Origin of the sequence: Pseudodesulfovibrio mercurii (assembly GCF_000189295.2) — a bacterium.
In the GTDB taxonomy this organism is placed as follows: domain Bacteria; phylum Desulfobacterota; class Desulfovibrionia; order Desulfovibrionales; family Desulfovibrionaceae; genus Pseudodesulfovibrio; species Pseudodesulfovibrio mercurii.
Genome location: NC_016803.1, coordinates 601409 through 620760, shown reverse-complemented (window position 1 = coordinate 620760; position 19352 = coordinate 601409). Strand labels below are relative to the sequence as shown.

Here is a 19352-nt window from a genome sequence, read left to right as displayed (position 1 = left end):
GCTTAGAATTCGAGGAGGTTGGCGGTTTTTGCGAGGAGGAAGGGGACGTTCGACTTCATGGGTCCCCCGGCGGAGTCGGAGCCGTTCAGCTTCAGGTCGTTCAGGAACCGAAGGCCGCGCTCCTTGGCCTCCTCCAGGTCCTTGCCCCAGATGATGGCCAGGGCCAGGTTGGGGTCGTACTCCGTGGGAATCTGGTAGGTGCGATCCGTGGGCACGTGGGTGTGCACGGTCAGCCAGTCCCGCTCCTGCCACTTGAGCTCCTCGATGCGGCCCACCCAGGGGGTGAAGCCGTTCTCGGTGTCCTCGGCGATGAGCCGGTATTCGATGCCCACGCCGTCGAAGGTGACGTCGTCCTGGGTGTAGCCCAGGGGGTCGCCCAAGCCGATCCGGATCTGCTCGCGGATGAGGTTCACGTCGCGGTCGCCCCTGACCGAACTGATGCAGGCCGACACGCCGTTCTCCACCTGGATGCGGGTGTTCACCTCCATGAGGAACGGATCGCCGTTGGGGGTCACGATCCACTCCCAGGTGCCCACGTTGTCGTACTTGATCTCCTTGGCGATGGACAGGGAGTAGCCGGTGATGTCGTCGAGCACCTTCTGGGCGTCGAACGAATAGGCGAACCCTTGGGGCCAGAAGCCGGGGGCCACCTCGATGCGTTTTTGCAGGCCGGGCGACTGGACCGAGCAGTTGCGCGTGCCGAAGTGGACCGGGTTGGTCCCGGACCGGTCGGACACGATCTGCACTTCCAGGTGGTTGAAGTTGAAGACCCGCTGCTCGATGAGCACGCCCTCGTCGTTGAAGGTCCGCAGGGAGTAGTTGCGGATGCGCCGGTAGGTCTGGCGGAAGCGGGCCATGTCCTCGCACTCGTCGATGCCCATGCCGCCGCCGCCCGCCGAGGCCTTGACCAGGACCACGGGCCTGTTTATGCCCATCTTGGCCTGGAACTCGAACAGGCTTTCGGCGATGGCCTCGGCCTCCAGCTCGTCGTAGATGGCCCGGTCCGAGCCGGGCACCGTGGGCACGCCCAGGGTGCGGGCGATGCGCTTGGTGTTGATCTTGTCGCCCAGGTCGCGGATGACCTCCCAGGAGGGTCCGATGAAGGTCATGGCGCGGTCCCGCTGGACCACGCGCCGGGCGAACCGGTAGTTTTCGGAAAAGAAGCCGTATCCGGGATGGATGGCCGTGGCCCCGGCCTCATCGGCCACGGACAGGATGTCCCCGGCGTCGAGGTAGTTGTGGATGCGGTACAGGGATTTCTCCCCGCCCAGTCGGCGGGCCACGTCCAGGTGGCCGGACTGGGAGTCCTCTTCGGTGTACAGGGCCGCGAAGGGCAGGCCGAGGTCGGAACATGCCTCCATGATCCGCACGGCGATCTCGCCCCGGTTGGCAATGAGTATCTTGTGTCCGTCTATGCTCACGTCGTGAATTCTCGTGTTCTGATGTGGTTTTGGCGGAGCCCTAAATACCGTTTCTTCCTCCTTCTGGCAAATCTTTTGCCGATACGTTTATCTTTTTATATCAATAGGTTATCTTGAAACACCCGTTTTAATTATTATCTATGGATTTTTTACTAAAAAATGTGTAGAAAGTCGGTCCGGCAAGTTTTGACGACTCGGGTTTGTCAGATTTGTCAACGCCTTGAGACCTGGATCAGGAGGAGTTCCGCATGGATTACGTTATTGTAGGAAATGGTGTTTCGGCCATCGGCGCCATCGAGGGCATTCGCCAGCACGACAAGACCGGGACCATCACGGTCGTCAGTGACGAGACCGTGCCGACCTACGGCCGCCCGCTCATTTCCTATTATCTCTCGGACAAGATCAAGTTCGAGACCCTGCCGTTCCGCCCCGAGGAGTTTTACGAGCGGAACGGGGTGACCATGCGGCTGGGCTCCCGCGTCCTGTCCGTGGACCCGGCCGGAAAGGTCCTGACCCTCGACTGCGGCGACCGGATCAACTACGACAAGCTGCTGCTGGCCACGGGCGGCACCCCGGTCAAGCCGAATATGCCGGGCATCGATGGACCCGGCGTGTACAATTTCACCACCGTGGCCCATGCCGAGACCCTCAAGGACCTGGTGGACAAGGTCAAGAAGGTCGTGGTCATCGGCGCGGGCCTCATCGCCCTCAAGGCCGCCGAAGGGTTCGCCGAGAAGGGCGTGGACGTGACCATCGTGGTCCGCTCCCGGATCATGCGCACCTACTTCGACGAGACCGCCGGCGAACTCATCGTCAACCACCTGGAAAAGAACGGCATCCGCTTCATGCAGGGCACGGCCACCAAGGAGATCGTCCGCTACAAGGACGGCGCCATCAAGGGCGTGGAGACCGACCAGGGGCTCGTTCCGGCGGACGTGGTCATCGTGGCCGCTGGCGTGCGCCCGAACATGGGACTGGCCGTCCAGGCCGGACTGACCACCGAGAAGGGCATCCGCGTGAACGACTACATGGCCACCTCCGATGCGGACATCTTCGCCGCCGGCGACGTGGCCGAGGCCAAGGACCTGCTGACCGGCGAATACACGGTCCGGCCCATCTGGCCCAACGCCTACACCCAGGGTCGCTACGCGGGCCGCAACATGGCCGGGGCCGAAACCCCGTACACCGGCGGCCTGTCCATGAACTCCATCACCTACTACGGCCTGCCGACCATCTCCGTGGGCGAGACCAACCTGGCCGACGACGACAACTACGAAACCGCCGTATTCCTGGACCGCGACAACTCGATCTACCGCAAGCTCATCTTCAAGAACAACGTGCTCGCCGGATGCATCCTCATCGGGGCCATCGACGCGGCCGGGTTCTACACCAGTTTCATCAAGAACGGCTTCGAACTGGACGAGGCGGGCAAGGAACGGCTCATGGAAGGCGACCCTTCCCCGGCCCTCTGGCCCGACAGCTTCATCGAAGCCATGATGAACAACCCCTAGACCGGGTCATCTGAACAAATCGAAAAGGGCCGCCCCGCAGGGCGGCCCTTTTTTTTCGCCTCCGGCGGCCAGAGAACCTTTTGAAAAAGGTTCTCTGGCTCTCCAAAACTTTTGGCGCCGCTTTGCGGAGGCCGAATGGGCGCAGACTCCGTGCGTCTTTTCGACTCCACATCGCATCCATAATATCTCAGTAACAGAATAAATCTTCCGCTACCCACCCCGCGAAGCGGCGCTGAAAAGTTTAGGAGGGAGAGAGTGGGGTTGGGGGGTCCAGGGGGGAAGGGGAGAGAGAGGGGAACCCTTTCCAAAGGGTTCCCTCTCTCTCCCCTTCCCCCCTGGCCGCCGGAGGCATCCTCCTATTTCGTCTTGTGCGTGAAGACGCAGTCCCAGTCGCAGGCGGGCGGTTCGGTTTGGAGGTGTTCGCAGCGTTCGATGTACAGGTCGCAGAGGATGGTGTCCCTTCCGTATCCGCGCAGTTGGCGGAACAGGGTTTCGGCGGTTTCGAAGTCGCGGTCCACGTAGGCCTGGTGGGCGCGTTCGTGGAGGGCGAGTTCGTCGCGCCGCGCTTCGGCCTCTTCCGGGGCGTACACGGTATAGATGGTCACGGGCTCTTTCTTGCCCTTGACCCGCACGTTGTCGAGGATGCGGAAGTAGTGGCCGTCCGGGCAGGCGTCGCGGATGGCCTGGCTGACCACGATCTTCTGGCCGTAGTACTTGGTCAGTCCCTCCAGGCGCGAGGCGAGGTTCACGTTGTCGCCGATGAGGGTGTAGTCGAAGAGGTCGCTGGAGCCCATGTTGCCCACACGCACCGGGCCGCAGTGAATGCCGATGCCCACGGCGATGGCGAAGCCGTATTTTTCGAGAAACACCTTGTTCAGTTCCTCGAGTCTGCGCTGCTGGGCCAGGGCGGCGCGCAGGGATTTTTCCTGATGGTTTTCGATGTCCAGGGGGGCGTTCCAGAAGGCCATGACCGCGTCGCCGATGAACTTGTCCAGGGTGCCCTCGTTTTCGGTGATGATCCGGGTCATGGGCGTCAGGTAGTCGTGGAGCAGGTCCGTGACCTGGGTGGGCGAGAGTTTTTCGGACAGGGAGGTGAAGTTGCGCACGTCCGAGAACTGGATGGTGATGTTCTTTTCCTGGCCGTCCAGGGACAGGGCGTCCGGGTTGTCCATGATCTGCGAGATGACCGACGGGGCGAGGTAGTGGGCGAAGGCCCCGTGGATGTACCGTTTGGCGGTCTCCTCGCGCCAGAATTTGATCAGGGTCAGGGTGATGAAGGTCAGGCCCAGGGTCAGGTAGGAGTACATGGGCGAGATGAAGAGGTTTTGCTCCCTGTAGAAGAGCACGGATCCGTACCACATGGCGCAGCCCATGCCGAGCAGGGGCAGGATGATCCACGAGGCGCGGGCCCACATGAGCAGGAAGGTGGTCACCAGTCCGCCCGCCAGCATGCCCAGGAACTCCAGGCCCGGCGCCCAGTCCGGCACCGAGAGGATCTGTTTGGACAGGATATTGTCCACGATGGTGGCGTGGGCCTCAACGCCGGGGAAGCCGGGGTCCAGCGGCGTGGCCCGGATGTCCTTGAGCCCCGAGGCCGAGGTACCGATGAAGGCGATCCTGCCGCGCAGGGAGCCGGGCGCCAGCTTGCGGGCGAGGACGTCCGCGGCCGAGATGTATTCGAAGGTCCGCATGGGGCCGCGGTAGTTGATGAGCATCTGCCCGCCGGCGTCCGTGGGGACGACCACGTCGTTGAACTTGATGGATTCGATGCCCACGGGCGACATCTTGATGATGATGTTCTTTTCGCCCGTGGCCTGCATGAGGGTGGCCAGGGCCAGGCTGGCGTAAATCTGTCCGTCGTGGCTGTAGAGCAGGGGCACCCGGCGGTACACGGAGTCCAGGTCCGGGGTGATGGTGATGAAGCCGCTCTCCGGGGCCGCCTCGGCCAGGACCGGGATGGGGCAGATCATCCGGTCGCCCTCGGGCAGGCAGTCGTGGGGCGACGGCGCGCCGGGCGGCGACAGGACGGCCGTCCGGGCGGGCCGTACGCAGCAATCGTTGTTGGCGACGGCCCTGTCGCGGCTGAAGTCGAACCCGAGGGTGTAGGGCCCGTCCTTGAGATTGTAGGCCAGCAGCCTGTCGTAATCCATGAGGTCCCTGGGCAGCCCCTCGAAACGCATGTCGATGTGCAGCTCGCGCCTGACGTCGGCCTGCATGACCATCGGGGAGGTCCGGTCCGGTTCGCTGAAAATGACGTCCGAGGCCACGGCCACGGCGCCGTAGGCGGTCAGGTACTTGAGCAGCAGGGCCACCCGGTAGCGCGGCCAGGGCCACTGGCCCAGTTCGGCCAGGCTCTTCTCGTCCAGGTCGATGATCACCGGCACCTGGGTGGCGGCGGGCTGGTGATACTGGCGCAGGTAGTTGTCGTAGATCTTCAGGTTGAGCAGGTGCAGGAATTTCGGTTGGCTGAGGAACAGCGCGATCATGATGACCGTGACCGATACGCCCGCTCCCAGGAGTATCAGCTGGTCCCTCTTGAACAATCGTTTCAGCAGTTCACGCATGGCTACCGGCCGCAGTGGTTTGTACGTGTTCCCTGTTATTACAGATAACCATCCGCTTATAAAGAAAAAGTCGCGGCGCTCGCCGTAAAATCGGACAGCGGGCGGCGCGCGACGACCGGTGCTGGAATGATTATTCGTTATTTCAATGCGTTGCGCTTATATGGGCAGGATGTTCCGGTAGAGCATCATGCAGCCGAGCAGGAAGACCAGGACCAAGGCCAGCTGCCGGTAGCCACGGTCCGAGAGGCGTTCGTAGGCCTTGGTGCCGAGAAAGATGCCGATGAGCAGGGCGGGCAGGCTCAGGCCGTAGAGGTGCAGGACCTCGCTTGTGATCATGCCGGACGCGGCCTGGACGATGATGATGGCCAGGCCGGACAGGGCGAAGAAGCAGGCCAGGGTGGCCTTGGTCTGATCCTTGGTCCAGGGTTGCAGGGCGGTGTAGATGATGACCGGCGGGCCGCCCACGCCCAGGCTGCCGCCGAGCAGTCCCGAGCAGAACCCGGCCAGGACGGTCATCCGTTTGCCGAAGGTACGGGGCTCGGGCCGGACCAGGAACTGGTAGCTGGTGAAGGCGACTATGATGACGCCCACGCCAACGGACAGTCCCCTGGTCGGGATCTGCCTGAGCGCGTAGACGCCCAGAGGGATGCCGAGGATGCTGGCGGCCATCAGTGTGAAAGTGCATTGGAGATGGATGCTTTTGCGCAGGCGGACGGCGAGGTAGAGGCTGATGATCACCGCCAGGAGAACCATCAGGGGCACGCTGGTCTTGATGTCCAGGAAGAACCCGAACAGGGGCAGGGCGATGAGCCCGAAGCCGAACCCGGTCAGCCCCTGGAGGAAGGCGGCGGCGAGCACGATGAAGACGATGGCGATTGTTTCCAGCATGGACCGTGGAGTACTGCATTTGTCCCGGACTGCCAACGGGGATTTGGCGTTTCGGTGGATTGTCCCGAAAAACAGTTGCCACCAAATTGGCTCGCGGGGTATACGTATGGGCAAATGGGACTCCATTTTTAACAAATCCCAGTATCTCAGGAGGTTGAGCTATGGCCATTGTTATTGATCATGATGAATGCATCGGTTGTGAATCCTGCGTGGAGATCTGCCCCGAAGTCTTTGAAATGGATGCCGACGGGGAAAAGGCCACGGTCATCGCCCCGGATTCCACCCTGGCCTGTGTGGACGAGGCCATCGAGACCTGTCCCAACGAGGCCATTTCCAAATAGACGTTCGGTTTGGCCCAAAAAAAAGACCGCCCGGAAAGGCGGTCTTTTTTTTGTCTGCGGGAAACGGCTATTGCATGTTTTCGAAGATCATCCGGACCTCTTCGATGCGGTCGCGGCTGTCCGAGAAGTTGAAGGCCTCGCCTCTGGACACGGCGTGGACCTGGATCAGGCCCGCCTGTTGGTCGTAGAAGAACTCGGCGTCGTCCATGGTGCGCAGCATGCGGCTCTTGAACTCGGCGCGCAGGTAGTTGCCCTCGGTCAGGAGCACCTTGCCGCCGAAGACGGACTCCACGGCCGTGCCCAGATCGACCATGACCTTGTCGGGATCGCCCGTGGCCCGGATGGGCTCGATCCGGTGTTTGTCGTCGGTGGCCTGGGAGGAGACGCAGTCGAGGTCGGGCGGACAGACGGCGAACTTGCCTTCGCTCATGCCCAGGTCCGGGGCCTTGGTGGAGCAGGCGAAGAGGGCGGCCAGGGCCAGGGCGAGAAGGGCGGTCACGAATAGCTGTTTCATGGTCGTCAATCTATGGCGAAACCCGGTGAAAAAGCAACCCCTATCCCGTGAAATCAGGCAGGGCGCTGTGGGCGGGTGGCCATGACAACGCCGCTGAAGATGAGCACGAACCCCACGCCGTGGACCGTGGTCACGGGCTGGCCGAGCAGGAACCAGGCCCCGATGCCGCTGAAGACCGGCATGAAGTACTGAAACAGGGCGGCGTTGCCCGGTCCGATGTGCATGATGGCGGAATTCCAGAGGAAGAACGCCACCAGCGAGGCCAGGATGCCGATGTACAGGACCGCGCCGAGCACGGCCGGGGTCAGGGTCCAGGCCGGGGCGAAGCAGTTTTCCAGCAGCGCCGCAGGGATGAGCGGGAGGGTCCCCAGGAGAAAGGTCGCGCCGAGGTAGGCGTTGCGGCTGACGGCGGCGGGCTTGCGCTTGACCAGGATGGAGTACACGGCCCACAGGAACCCGGCCAGGAGCATGACCAGATCGCCCGCGCGGAAGGTCATGTGCAGGAGGACCCCGAGGCTCCCCCGCGTGGCGATGGCCAGCATGCCCGCGATGGCGATGACCAGCCCGGCCCCGCGCAACAGGGAGATGCGCTCCTTGAGGAAGATGCGGGCCAGGATGACCACGAAGACCGGGGTCGTGGAGGCGAACAGGGCCATGTTCACGGCCTCGGTGGTCCGCGCGCTGACGTAGACCAGGGTGTTGAACAGGGTCACGCCGGTCACGGCCGCCACCAGGAGTTCCCAGCGGTTGTCGAGCAGGGCCTGCATGTCCCGCTGCATGTCCCGCCGGGCAAAGGGCAGGAACACGGCCGTGGCCGTCACCCAGCGCAGGGCGGCCAGGGTCACGGGCGGGATGTCGTTGACGAATCCGCTGGCGATGAGGAAGTTGCCGGACCATATGGTCACGGCGAGCAGGGCGAAGAGGAATCCCAGGGGGCGGTTGCCGGGCATCGGAGAGGAATAGACGAACCGGGACCGCTTGGCAATCGCTAAGCGCCCGCGTCCGCCGGGATGGGACGCCAGCCGAAGCGGACCAGGTCGATGCGGTCCGTGTCGTCGAAGGACACGCCCTCGGCCAGGAGCAGCCGTTTCTGCTCCTCGTACCCCTGAAACCGGTCCAGGGAGATCCGCCCCTCGCGGTTGATCACCCGGTGCCAGGGCAGGTTCTCCTTGCGCGAGCTGGAGTGCAGCACCCTGGACACCTGGCGCGCCCCCCGGCGGTTGCCCGCCAGGGCGGCCACGGTCCCGTAGGTGCACACGCGCCCCTCGGGGATGGCCCGGATGGTCTCGATGATCTTTTCGGTGAACGGGGAGGGCATGGGGCTTGATACACCGCAGGACCGCCTTGAGGCAAGACGGCCGGGGCAGCCGGGCATTTCCGCCAACGGCCCCGCACGCGCCGGTGCCGACCGGGCGGTCGGCCCCTAACCCAGGGCCACGTCCAGGATCATCATCAGGGTGAAGCCGAAGACCACGCCCATGGTGGCCAGGTCGCCGTTGCCCGAGGACTGGGATTCCGGGATGACCTCCTCCACGACCACGAAGATCATGGCCCCGGCGGCAAAGGCCAGGGCGTAGGGCAGCAGGGGCCGGGCCACCAGCACGGCGGCCGCGCCGAGCACGGCGGCCACGGGCTCGACCATGCCCGAGGCCTGGCCGTACAGGAACGCCTTCGTGCGCGACATGCCCTCGCGGCGCAGGGGTACGGACACGGCCGTGCCCTCGGGGAAATTCTGGATGCCGATGCCCAGCGCCAGGGACACGGCCCCGGCCAGGCTGGCGGAGTCGAGCCCGGCGGCCACGGCCCCGAAGGCCACGCCCACGGCCAGCCCCTCGGGGATGTTGTGCAGGGTGATGGCCGTGACCAGCAGGGTGCTGCGCCGCCAGTTGGTCTTGACGCCCTCCGCCTCGGACAGGGGCGCGTTCAGGTGCAGGTGGGGCAGGACCATATCCACCAGCCGGAGGAAGGACGCGCCGAGCACGAATCCCACGGCGGCCGGGACAAAGGCCCAGGTTCCCATGTCCCCGCTCATCTCCAGGGCCGGGGCCAGGAGCGACCAGTAGCTGGCGGCCATCATCACGCCTCCGGCGAACCCGAGCATGATGTCCAGGGTCCGCTTGGAGATGTCCCTGGCCGTGAAGACCAGGGCCGCGCCCAGGGCGGTCACGCCCCAGGTGAACAGGGTGGCCAGGAAGGCCTGAAAGACGGCGTTTTGCTCCATGAACCAGTGCACGCGACGAATCTCCTGTGGCTGAAGACTGTTCCTGTCGGACGGAATGGGCTGTGGACGATAGGGAATGTACGATCGAAGGAGGCCGGGGACAAGGAGAAAAACGGCCGCGGAAAGCGGTCCGGACGGGCGGGTTGGGGCGGGCCGTTGCCGGGGCGTCCCGGCACTGGCTACTTGAACACCCGTTCCTCCTTGTGGTCCGGGCTCTGTTCGCCGTCCACCAGAAGGTAGCGATTTTCCCACCGCTTGAGCATGGTCACCAGGACGATGAGGTTGGCGTTGAGCCGCGTGACCTCGTTCCTGGTAGCCTTGGTCCATTTCCAGATGAACAGGGGGGCGAAGATCAGGCAGAAGGACAGGATGACCAGGAGGATGATCAGGATGATCATGACCACGCCGTTGGTTGCTGCGATATACGGGTCCATGGTTTTTTCTCCGAATGATTGGGTTGAGTGGGGCAAGCCGTCCCGGGTCAAAGGGGGCGCGCGGACGGTGAACCGGCCGTGGCGCGGCGGGCCGCGACGGAATGGGGGGCGTGGAGTCGAAGGGGGTGATGACGGAACATGGCGGCTCCCATTCCGCACGCGCGTCCTATGGACGCACCTGGGGAATCGATCCCGGAACAGCGAGCAGCCTTCGTGCGATCAGCCCCCTTGTAGCCCATCGCGCGGCAAATGCAAAGCGTCCGGCCATGGGAATTTCGCGGCCGGTGGGCCGGTCGAGGCGGGGGCGGTCGATTCGGCGGATGCGCCGCGCCGGCCCTCCGCCCGGTCCGGTTCCCTGCGCCTTTCATCTCCTCCTGTGGAGGCCATCGTGCCTGCCGTCGCGGCACCGATGCACATGTGCGCATCGTTCCCCCTCGTAAACGAAAGGGCGATACAAGCAGTGTGAAGCCTTTTCGGGCATGGTTGGCCGGTCGTCCTTCCCGGAGCTCCGCCCGGCCTTGTCGGGAAATGATAAAACGAGGGGTGTCGAGGAAGATGTTCATCCAGGGAAAATGACGAAGGCGGGAAAAGTCCGCGACATAAACTATAACAATTTGATTAATAATGCTTTTTTTTAAACATGTCGGGGGATTGCCCCTGGTCTGGGCAATTACCTGCAAGATCGGTAGGAAAAAATGTTCCATGTTTCACAATTGAGGTTTGACAGGGGTATCGACTTTCTGTAGTTCAACTCCCCGGCGAGCGGGAAAAGCCCGTCATTCGCCACTTGGTGGAGAGAGTTCAATGACATGCGTTTGTCCGGTTTGCGCTTCGTCTCAGGTAGGGCTTGAGAAATAAAGCACAAGCGTTCGGTTCGGCAGTGCCCATGATCTTCTGGTTGTATCATAGGGTGTTCGCCGGGCTGTTCGCGCCGGGCGGCCGTGTCCGAGATGTTTTCAGCAGAGGTTGATAACCTCTCCCTCCGCTGCGGGAACGAGCGGGGCCTGCCCAAACGCGGGCTCCTGGTTGTCGGAACCATTTTGCATGGTCGTTTGCGTCGATGTGCAACGTTCCCGCAATTGCCTTGAGGAATCGTCTCCGTGCCCACGGACGACGCGCCGCGTCCTCCCGTGTCCCCAATTCGGGACATGCCGGAGGAGGGCGGCCGCATTGGCCCGCAGGGGCCGCCGTCGCGGCATGGGGCGTGTATTATAGCCGGTTCGTCCGGCTTGAACCGTAAAAGGAAATGGATTGAATACAATGGATAACGCACATCGTCAGGCCGCTCCCATGCGCACTGTGCCCGGCCCCCGCGCACGGGTCGAACACTTCATCCCGGAAGGGAGCGTCTGCACCAAGGAAATCGACTTCGTCGTGGACAACGGCAGCATCGATTACGTCAACTTCTCCGGCGGTTGCGAGGGCAACCTCAAGGCCATCGCCGCCATGATCGAGGGCATGAACGTCGATTTCGTCCTGGACCGTTTCAGCGGCATCACCTGCGGCTCCAAGTCCACCTCCTGCGTGGACCAGTTCTGCCACGCCCTCCAGGAATACAAGAACAAGCACACGTCCAGCTAGCCCTCCGCGCCGCCGGTTCGAACCGGCAGCGGCGGAGCGCACAGGGACCGGCGGGCGACCGTCGGTCCTTTTTTTATGGTCGATGAAAGGGGGCGAAGGGGTGGACGGCGGCGAGGACGCGCCGGGTGCCGGTGCACCTAGGCGGAGCATCGATGTCTTTGCCGTGCCTGGCGGCGGATCACACGGGCGGCGCAGTGCCGTCGCAATCTGCCTGGCGGCGGACCAAAAGGGCGTCGGGCCGCCTCAGGCCGCCTTCTTTTTCCTGGTGTAGATGAACAGAATGGTCGGCTCGGCCCCGTACTCGTCGTCGGCCTGCAGCCCCCGGTCGAGCAGCCGCGACATGGCCGTCTTGGCGTCGTCTTCCGAGGCCAGCAGGTAATTCATCAGGCAGCGGTCGTTCCGGCTGTCCCGGTCCGACCCCTTTTCCTCGATGCCGACATACCAATCCCCGGCCAGGCCGCCATGGTGCCCGATATGCCGCGCGGCCTGCGCCACCACATCCTCAACAGCTCTTGCTTCATGCGGGTAACTCATGGCCACCCCTCTATAATGTTCTTGAGCGGGAAGCAATCCTGGGGTTGGGTGATTGGGGGGGAGGAGAGGGGTAAATAGGATGAAAGACCGTGTTGTCTACAGAATAGGAACGGTTGATGTGGCGTGGGATAAAAAACAAATCCCGGCAGGGTGCTGCCGGGATTCGTCTTGAGAAATATGGCGGAGAGGGTGGGAGAATGCGACACTCTCTCGTCGCCGAGACCGGATCGGCCTCGCATCTCCCTCACCTTCCTTCATAAACGGCAAGGTCTTGCCGTGTGGTCGGTTCCGCTAACAGCGGTTGCTGATCTGGGTAGATGGTCCGAAAATGGTCCGAGTTTGTCAAGCTCAAGAACTTCCTTTATCGGGCGTTCTGTTGTAGGTTCGCGATGTTTCTCGCCATGTTGGACTGGAGAATGCCAATGGACCGGACAAGCGACACCATCCAATCACCGAACTTCTGGTTCCTCGCAGAGCATGACGAGCTGCTGCTCAAGTGTGCAGCGCAGGCCGAACGGCTGGTATTCGCGGACCCGAATGCCGCCCTGTTCAAGGTGCGTCTCTTTGGTGAACTGCTCACGAAGCAGGTGGCCGTCCGATCCGCCGTCCCCATCTACGAGGGAGACACCGCCCTCCGCATCATTCGCCGCCTCGATGATGAAGGCCTCCTGACCCCGAAGATCAACCAAGTCCTCCACATACTTCGCAAAGCCGGGAACGTCGCAGCCCACGAACTCGAAGGAGAGCCGCAACACGCACTCGACGCGCTTCGGTTTGCCCGCATCCTCGCCATCTGGTTCCATCGTTCCTTCGGTGAGGACAAGGCATTCGATCCGGGGCCGTTTCTGCCTCCCGCCAAACCACAACAAGCAGATGACGCCCTTGCCGAGGAACTGGGACGACTCCGCAGGCAGCTCGCTGAGACGGAGCAAGCGCAACAGGAGGCACAGCAGAGGGCGGAAGAGGCCTACCAACAGCTTTCAACCACCGAGGCTCTTCTTCGAGAGACCGAGCAGCAACAGACGCAGGAGAACGCACGGTTTGCCGAACGACTCGGAGAGCTGCAAAGGCAGACAGCCGAAAAGAGCCAAGACGAGATCAACCTCACCAAGGCGACCATCAAGACGGTGGCCGAGGATGCGGTGGACCTCGACGAGGCCGACACCCGCAAACTCATCGACGACCAGCTTCGTGATGCCGGATGGGAAGCGGACACACAGCGCATCACTTTCAAGGCCGGTGTGCGCCCGCAGAAAGGGAGGAATCTCGCCATCGCCGAATGGCCGACAGCAACGGGGCCAGCCGACTACGTCCTCTTTGTGGGCATAACTCCAGTCGCGACGGTCGAGGCCAAGCGCAAGCGGGTCGATGTCTCCGCCGCGATCAAGCAGGCCCAGCGGTACAGCAAGGGCTATGTGATCAAGGGGGAGGAGCGACTTCCTGAAGGCGAGCCGTGGGATGACCATATCGTCCCCTTCCTGCTTTCCTCCAATGGCAGACCGTTCCTCAAGCAGGTTCGGACCAAGAGCGGCATCTGGTTCCGTGACGCCCGTGTCCCGACCAACCTTGCCCGCCCTCTGACCGCGTGGCCGACACCGCAGGGGCTGATTGAGCTGTTGGGGCAGGACATCCCCGAGGCTGACGAGACCCTTGCCAAGGACTCCTCGGACTACCTCGATCTGCGCTATTACCAGCATGAAGCCATCCGAGCCATTGAAGACGCCATCGCCAAAGGTGAGCGCAACATCCTCACAGCCATGGCGACGGGGACGGGCAAGACGCGAACCTGCATCGGGCTGGTCTACCGGCTCTGCAAGGCCAAGCGATTCCGCCGGGTGCTCTTCCTCGTGGACCGAACGTCCCTCGGGGAACAGACTGCGGACGCCTTCAAGGATTTCCGGTTGGAGAGCCACCAGACATTCAATGACATCTACGACGTGAAGGAGCTGGGCGACATCAAGCCTGACAAGGACACCCGGCTTCAGATCGCTACCATCCAAGGCATGATCAAGCGGCTCCTGTTCTCTAGCGAGGGCGAACAGCCGTTGCCTGTGGACCAGTATGACTGCGTCATCGTGGACGAGTGCCACCGGGGGTACAATCTCGACAAGGACATGTCGGAAGCGGAACTGACCTTCCGAAGCGAGCGGGACTATATCTCCAAGTACAGCCGGGTACTCGACCATTTCGACGCGGTCAGGATCGGTCTCACGGCAACGCCAGCACTGCACACCACCGAACTCTTCGGCGAACCGGTCTATACTTACTCATACCGTCAGGCGGTCATCGACGGCTACCTTGTGGACCATGAGCCGCCCATCCGCATCGTCACGCGTTTGGCCGAGGACGGCATCACATGGAAGGCCGGGGAAGAAATCGAAGTGCTCGACATGAAGAGCGGGGAGATCGACACATGGAATCTCGACGATGAGGTGTCGGTGGAGATCGAGGAGTTCAATAAGCGTGTCATCACCGAGCCGTTCAACAAGGTCGTGTGCGAGTGTCTGGCCAAGCATCTTGATCCGACATTCGACGGCAAGACACTCATCTTCTGCGCTACGGACAGCCATGCCGACATGGTGGTGGACCTGCTCAAGCAGGCGTTCGCCGATCAATATGGTTCCGTTGATGACGACGCGATCGTCAAGATCACAGGGACGGCGGACAAGCCGCTGGGGTTGATCCGGCACTTCAAGAACGAGAAGATGCCGAATGTGGTCGTCACTGTGGACCTGCTGACCACGGGCATCGACGTGCCGAAGATCACCAACCTCGTGTTCCTGCGCCGAGTCCGCAGCCGCATCCTCTACGAGCAGATGATGGGCCGGGCGACCCGGCTGTGCGATGAGATCGGCAAGGAGTGTTTCCGCATCTTCGATGCCGTGGATATGTACTCGGCCATTCAGGATTACTCGACCATGAAGCCGGTGGTACAGAATCCCTCCGTCACGTTCGACCAGCTCATCAAGGAGCTGGAAGAGGCGGAGGCGGATGATGTGCGCAAAACGGTCATCGATCAGTTCCGAGCCAAGTTCCAGCGCAAGAAACGTCTTCTTGAGGGCGATGCCCTGGAGAAGTTCACGACCATCACGGGAGACGATACCGAACAATTCGCTCAGAAATTGGCCGAGACGGATTTGCAGGCCACAAGCCGGATGTTGACCAGCCTCCAAGGGCTCGGCGCGTTCTTGGACAATCTGAGAATGAGGAAGAGGCCGAAGCAACTCATCTCCCACCATGACGACGAAGTCCTCCGGGAAGAGCGGGGCTACGGCGACAGTGTGAAGCCGAAGGACTACCTCGACGCATTCAGGCAGTACATCGACACACACAAGAACGACGTGGCGGCCATCAAGGTCGTGTTGCAACGGCCCCGTGACCTCACTCGGCAGCAGCTCCGGGAATTGAAACTCCTGCTTGACGAGCAAGGCTATTCCGAGGTCAAACTTCGGACCGCTTGGCGGGATGCCACCAATCAGGATATCGCCGCCTCCATCATCGGCTTCATCCGCCAACTCGCCTTGGGTTCTCCGCTTGTTCCTTATCAAAAGAGGGTCGAACGGGCCATGGAACGCATCCTTGCCAGCAGGCCTTGGACGGACCCGCAGCGCAAGTGGTTAGAACGTATCGGCGCACAGATGTTGGAAGAGACCATCGTGGACAGGGACGCATTGAACAGCGGCCAGTTCAAAGCGGATGGCGGTTTTCGACGGTTGGACAGGGTGTTCGACGGTCAGTTGGAAGAAGTGCTCGGCGAACTTAATGACGCCTTGTGGCAGGACGCGGGGTAAGGACTATGACGAAGCTCAAGCATGACCCCACGCCAAAGCCCGAACCAGATCAAGATCCACGTCACAAGGTGTACGACGACATAAGCAAAGAGCCTCCGTGTAGTGATCGCAGACCGTTAACCAATTGGGATCATCCTCGTGATTTCTGGTCGAAAGCTCCTTGGAATGTCCCGCCGGAGAATAAAGCCAAGTGTCCATTTTGTATCGAAGTTGTTCCTATCCACCTCCTTTATGTCCACATCGAGCGCACCCATCAGACAATAAAAATCAGATGCCCTTTCTGCGATATGCTTTTGCATGCATCGGCAGTTAGGGAGCATTTCGCCAACAAACACCGTGTTAGCATAGAAGGCAAGAAGCTATAACATGACCACAACACAAGACATCGTGCAGAAGCTGTGGAAGCTCTGCGATATACTTTGGGGTGACGGTGTCACCTACCACCAGTACGTAAACGAGCTGACATACCTCCTCTTTCTGAAGATGGCGGAGGAGACCGAGAAGGAAGACCAGCTTCCCGAGGCTTACCACTGGAAGAAACTGGTCGAGATGGACGGTGTGGAGCAACTCACGTTCTACAAGAAGCTGCTCATCGACCTCGGCACTCAAGGATCGAAGCTGGTACAGGACATCTATGCTAACGCCTCCAGCTTCATCCAGCAGCCCAAGAACCTGCGGAAACTTGTGGATTCCCTCGATGAACTGGACTGGTACAGCGCACGGGAAGAAGGTCTCGGCGACCTGTACGAGGGGTTGCTCGAAAAGAACGCCACCGAGTCCAAGCGGGGAGCCGGACAGTACTTCACACCGCGTCGGCTTATCGAAGTCATGGTTGAGTTGATGCAACCGCAGGCCGGGGAGGTCATCCAAGACCCGGCAGCGGGAACGGGCGGCTTCCTGATCAACGCGGACGCCTACATTCGGGAGCGCACCGGCAACCTGTACAACCTGCCGGAGTCGAAGCAGAACTTCCAACGGCGGCAGGCCTTCCAAGGCATGGAGTTGGTGCAGGACGTTCACCGCCTCTGCCTGATGAACTTGATGCTGCACGGCATCGAGACCCCCATTGCGCTCGGCGACACCCTCGGGCCGCAGGGGGCATCCATGCCGAAGGCGGATGTCATCCTGACGAACCCGCCGTTCGGCACGGCAACAGGCGGAGGCCACACGCGCCGTGAGGATTTCACCTTCCCGACCAACAACCGCCAGCTTGCCTTCCTTCAGCACGTCTACAGGGGCTTGAAGCCCGGTGGCCGTGCCGCCGTGGTCCTGCCCGACAACGTGCTCTTCGAGGACAACACGGGTCGGAAGATTCGCACCGACCTCATGGACAAGTGCAACCTGCATACGATCCTACGTCTGCCTACCGGCATCTTCTACGCACAGGGCGTCAAGACCAACGTCCTGTTCTTCCAGCGCGGCGAGACGGACAAGGGCAACACCAAGGCGGTCTGGGTCTACGACCTGCGGACCAACATGCCCAGCTTCGGCAAACGCACCCCGCTCACTCGCGCTCACTTCTCCGCTTTCGAGCAGGCCTACGGCGACGATCCCAACGGCGGCTCCGAACGAGTGGATCAGGGCGAGGAAGGCCGCTTCCGCTGCTATTCGCGAGACGACATCGCCAAGCGGGCCGACAACCTCGATATCACTTGGCTCCGCGACGAGAATGCCGACCATGCCGAAGACCTGCCGGAACCGGAAGAGTTGGCAGGCCAGATCATGGAGAATCTGAGGATTGCCATGCAGGAGATAGAAGAACTGGTGGGGATGTTGGGTGAAGGTGGGGAACTTGATGGCTAAGCAGGCAGACAAAGGGAAATGGAGCACCGAGGAGTTGCCAGTTCAATGGGATTGGGCAGTTTTTCAAGACATTTTTGAAGATCTGACATCTTCTACCAAAAAGGTAAAACAAAAAGAATACATCGAGAATGCTCCGCTTGCTGTTGTTGATCAAGGGGTTGCGCTCATCGGTGGGGCAACAGACAAATTTGATCTTGCTTTTGAGGGAGATTTACCCGTCATTGTGTTTGGTGATCACACGCGCTGTGTGAAACTTGTCGATTTCCCTTTTGTCCAAGGTGCCGATGGGGTGAAGGTCTTGAAACCCCTTTCACCGCTTTCAACCAACCTCTATTCTTATGCTTTGAATACGGTTCAACTTCCTGACCGAGGTTATAGTCGGCACTTCAAATTCCTGAAGGCAACGGAATTTCCTGTTCCTCCCCTAAACGAACAACGCCGCATCGCTGACAAGATCGACGCGCTCCAAGCCAAGAGCCGCCGTGCTCGTGAGGCGTTGGAGACGGTGGGGCCGCTGCTGGAGAAGTTCCGGCAGTCCGTGCTTGCCGCCGCCTTCCGTGGCGACCTGACCGCAGAATGGCGCGAGCAGCATCCCGATGTGGAGCCAGCCGAAAAGCTCCTCGAACGCATCCGTGTCGAACGCCGCGCCCGGTGGGAAGAAGCGGAACTCGCCAAGATGCGAGCCAAGGGCATCAATCCCAAGAACGACAAGTGGAAGGCCAAGTACAAGGAGCCGGAGCCTGTTGATGCGAGCGGGTTGCCGGAACTGCCGGAAGGATGGTGCTGGGCGAAGGTTGAAGAACTGGCATGTGATGTCAGGTATGGAACGTCCGCAAAAACCTCAGACGATGAAACTCAGATGCCTGTCTTGCGGATGGGGAATATCGTTGATGGCGACCTTGTTTATGACAATCTGAAATATCTAGATCGCAGTCACAAAGACCTCTCTGAGCTGTGCCTGCATTATGGCGACATCCTTTTCAACCGGACGAACAGTGCAGAGCTTGTCGGCAAGACTGCTATGTTCGATTCTGATGAGGACTTCTCATTCGCGTCCTATTTGATTCGAGTTAGAGTGTTGCAGATCGTCCCTGAAGTTGTTGTGTGGTACATCAACTCTCCTTTTGGTCGCCAGTGGGTCTCACAAAACGTGAGCCAGCAGGTTGGACAGGCGAACATCAACGGCTCAAAGCTGAAAGCTCTTGCCGTCCCTATACCTCCGCAAGATGAGCAGGTGGAGCTTGCGCGGAAGATAAAACAAACTCTGGCTGTCATCAAAGGACAGAGAGAGAACAGCATCGGGCTGATAGGCCAAGTCGCCAATCTCGATCAATCCATTCTCGCCAAAGCCTTCCGAGGCGAACTCGTACCCCAAGACCCGAACGACGAACCGGCCTCTGTCCTGCTGGAGCGAATCAAGGCTGAGCGAGAAACGGCGAAGGGAAAAAAGAAGGCAGGACGGGCAAGAAGTGAAGATGCGGCAGCCGGTTAGCCCCTATTCAGGGGTGGAGCGGTAGTGCTCGCGCACCTTGGTCTTCTTCCCGTTCTTGTCCGTGCGGACATGTTCGGGGACATGGACCTTCTTCTTTCCAGACTTGGTCTTGGCCATAAGGCATCACCTCCTATCCGAAGTCAGTACCTTCGGTATCTACCAGCACTGCTCGGAAGGGTCTGGCGAAGAGCTGCCGCACCTTCATTATCAGCAGTATCGAATGGGCGAATCAGGGTCAACTATGCCGACTCCCCCTC

At 61.1% G+C, this 19352-nt stretch carries 15 protein-coding genes; 6 read left to right on the top strand and 9 right to left on the bottom strand.

What is annotated here, in order from left to right; genetic code table 11:
• Nucleotides 1-2 precede the first annotated feature (2 nt).
• A complete protein-coding gene (locus tag DND132_RS02905) occupies nt 3-1421 on the bottom strand; it encodes a biotin carboxylase N-terminal domain-containing protein (protein WP_014321213.1) in 1419 nt (472 codons plus the stop codon).
• A 248-nt stretch (nt 1422-1669) separates the two neighbouring features.
• Between DND132_RS02905 and DND132_RS02900 the strand changes: the two genes are divergently transcribed.
• Nucleotides 1670-2932: an NAD(P)/FAD-dependent oxidoreductase gene (locus DND132_RS02900; RefSeq protein WP_014321212.1), complete on the top strand. Its 1263-nt coding sequence runs from the start codon at nt 1670-1672 to the stop codon at nt 2930-2932.
• A gap of 356 nt (nt 2933-3288) precedes the next feature.
• On the opposite strand, the gene DND132_RS02895 is transcribed toward DND132_RS02900, so the two are convergent.
• Both DND132_RS02895 and DND132_RS02890 read right to left on the bottom strand, forming a co-directional pair.
• A complete protein-coding gene (locus DND132_RS02895; RefSeq protein WP_014321211.1) occupies nt 3289-5496 on the bottom strand; it encodes a CHASE2 domain-containing protein in 2208 nt (735 codons plus the stop codon).
• Between the two features lie 156 nt (nt 5497-5652).
• Nucleotides 5653-6384, bottom strand: coding sequence for a sulfite exporter TauE/SafE family protein (locus DND132_RS02890; protein ID WP_014321210.1), 732 nt, complete (start codon nt 6382-6384; stop codon nt 5653-5655).
• Nucleotides 6385-6545: 161 nt separating this feature from the next.
• Here DND132_RS02890 and DND132_RS02885 point away from each other — a divergent pair, with 161 nt between their 5' ends.
• On the top strand, nt 6546-6725 hold the full coding sequence (locus tag DND132_RS02885; protein WP_014321209.1) for a ferredoxin: 180 nt from the start codon (nt 6546-6548) through the stop codon (nt 6723-6725).
• Nucleotides 6726-6792: 67 nt separating this feature from the next.
• On the opposite strand, the gene DND132_RS02880 is transcribed toward DND132_RS02885, so the two are convergent.
• The 5 genes from DND132_RS02880 to DND132_RS02860 all read right to left on the bottom strand — a co-directional run bounded on the left by DND132_RS02880 (nt 6793) and on the right by DND132_RS02860 (nt 9894).
• Nucleotides 6793-7239, bottom strand: coding sequence for a DUF1499 domain-containing protein (locus DND132_RS02880; RefSeq protein WP_014321208.1), 447 nt, complete (start codon nt 7237-7239; stop codon nt 6793-6795).
• Nucleotides 7240-7292: 53 nt separating this feature from the next.
• On the bottom strand, nt 7293-8189 hold the full coding sequence (locus DND132_RS02875; protein WP_014321207.1) for a DMT family transporter: 897 nt from the start codon (nt 8187-8189) through the stop codon (nt 7293-7295).
• A 38-nt stretch (nt 8190-8227) separates the two neighbouring features.
• Complete coding sequence (locus DND132_RS02870) at nt 8228-8557, bottom strand: MGMT family protein (RefSeq protein WP_014321206.1); 330 nt, start codon at nt 8555-8557, stop codon at nt 8228-8230.
• Nucleotides 8558-8662: 105 nt separating this feature from the next.
• The gene (locus DND132_RS02865; RefSeq protein ID WP_041915904.1) at nt 8663-9460 is read right to left on the bottom strand and encodes a ZIP family metal transporter; all 798 of its coding nucleotides are present in this window, start codon (nt 9458-9460) and stop codon (nt 8663-8665) included.
• 179 nt (nt 9461-9639) lie between these two features.
• Complete coding sequence (locus tag DND132_RS02860; protein WP_014321204.1) at nt 9640-9894, bottom strand: hypothetical protein; 255 nt, start codon at nt 9892-9894, stop codon at nt 9640-9642.
• 1260 nt (nt 9895-11154) lie between these two features.
• Between DND132_RS02860 and DND132_RS02855 the strand changes: the two genes are divergently transcribed.
• Nucleotides 11155-11475, top strand: a complete 321-nt coding sequence (locus tag DND132_RS02855) for a TIGR03905 family TSCPD domain-containing protein (protein ID WP_238528315.1) — start codon at nt 11155-11157, stop codon at nt 11473-11475.
• 243 nt (nt 11476-11718) lie between these two features.
• Here DND132_RS02855 and DND132_RS02850 read toward each other — a convergent pair whose 3' ends face one another.
• Nucleotides 11719-12009 carry a hypothetical protein gene (locus DND132_RS02850; RefSeq protein WP_014321201.1) on the bottom strand — a complete coding sequence of 97 codons (291 nt, stop codon included), beginning with the start codon at nt 12007-12009 and terminating at the stop codon, nt 11719-11721.
• Nucleotides 12010-12431: 422 nt separating this feature from the next.
• Here DND132_RS02850 and hsdR point away from each other — a divergent pair, with 422 nt between their 5' ends.
• The 3 genes from hsdR to DND132_RS02835 all read left to right on the top strand — a co-directional run bounded on the left by hsdR (nt 12432) and on the right by DND132_RS02835 (nt 19095).
• Nucleotides 12432-15800 carry a type I restriction-modification system endonuclease gene (gene hsdR, locus DND132_RS02845; protein ID WP_014321200.1) on the top strand — a complete coding sequence of 1123 codons (3369 nt, stop codon included), beginning with the start codon at nt 12432-12434 and terminating at the stop codon, nt 15798-15800.
• Nucleotides 15801-16166: 366 nt separating this feature from the next.
• Nucleotides 16167-17603, top strand: a complete 1437-nt coding sequence (locus DND132_RS02840; RefSeq protein WP_014321199.1) for a type I restriction-modification system subunit M — start codon at nt 16167-16169, stop codon at nt 17601-17603.
• Nucleotides 17596-19095: a restriction endonuclease subunit S gene (locus DND132_RS02835; protein ID WP_014321198.1), complete on the top strand. Its 1500-nt coding sequence runs from the start codon at nt 17596-17598 to the stop codon at nt 19093-19095. The genes DND132_RS02840 and DND132_RS02835 overlap by 8 nt, the downstream gene beginning before the upstream one ends.
• Nucleotides 19096-19352: the final 257 nt, after the last annotated feature.

Coding starts and splice junctions, on each gene's coding strand:
- DND132_RS02900 (WP_014321212.1), top strand. CDS start 1,670: ATGGATTACGTTATTGTAGGAAATGGTGTTTCGGCCATCGGCGCCATC.
- DND132_RS02895 (WP_014321211.1), bottom strand. CDS start 5,496: ATGCGTGAACTGCTGAAACGATTGTTCAAGAGGGACCAGCTGATACTC.
- DND132_RS02890 (WP_014321210.1), bottom strand. CDS start 6,384: ATGCTGGAAACAATCGCCATCGTCTTCATCGTGCTCGCCGCCGCCTTC.
- DND132_RS02885 (WP_014321209.1), top strand. CDS start 6,546: ATGGCCATTGTTATTGATCATGATGAATGCATCGGTTGTGAATCCTGC.
- DND132_RS02880 (WP_014321208.1), bottom strand. CDS start 7,239: ATGAAACAGCTATTCGTGACCGCCCTTCTCGCCCTGGCCCTGGCCGCC.
- DND132_RS02875 (WP_014321207.1), bottom strand. CDS start 8,189: ATGCCCGGCAACCGCCCCCTGGGATTCCTCTTCGCCCTGCTCGCCGTG.
- DND132_RS02870 (WP_014321206.1), bottom strand. CDS start 8,557: ATGCCCTCCCCGTTCACCGAAAAGATCATCGAGACCATCCGGGCCATC.
- DND132_RS02865 (WP_041915904.1), bottom strand. CDS start 9,460: ATGGAGCAAAACGCCGTCTTTCAGGCCTTCCTGGCCACCCTGTTCACC.
- DND132_RS02860 (WP_014321204.1), bottom strand. CDS start 9,894: ATGGACCCGTATATCGCAGCAACCAACGGCGTGGTCATGATCATCCTG.
- DND132_RS02855 (WP_238528315.1), top strand. CDS start 11,155: ATGGATAACGCACATCGTCAGGCCGCTCCCATGCGCACTGTGCCCGGC.
- DND132_RS02850 (WP_014321201.1), bottom strand. CDS start 12,009: ATGAGTTACCCGCATGAAGCAAGAGCTGTTGAGGATGTGGTGGCGCAG.
- hsdR (WP_014321200.1), top strand. CDS start 12,432: ATGGACCGGACAAGCGACACCATCCAATCACCGAACTTCTGGTTCCTC.
- DND132_RS02840 (WP_014321199.1), top strand. CDS start 16,167: ATGACCACAACACAAGACATCGTGCAGAAGCTGTGGAAGCTCTGCGAT.
- DND132_RS02835 (WP_014321198.1), top strand. CDS start 17,596: ATGGCTAAGCAGGCAGACAAAGGGAAATGGAGCACCGAGGAGTTGCCA.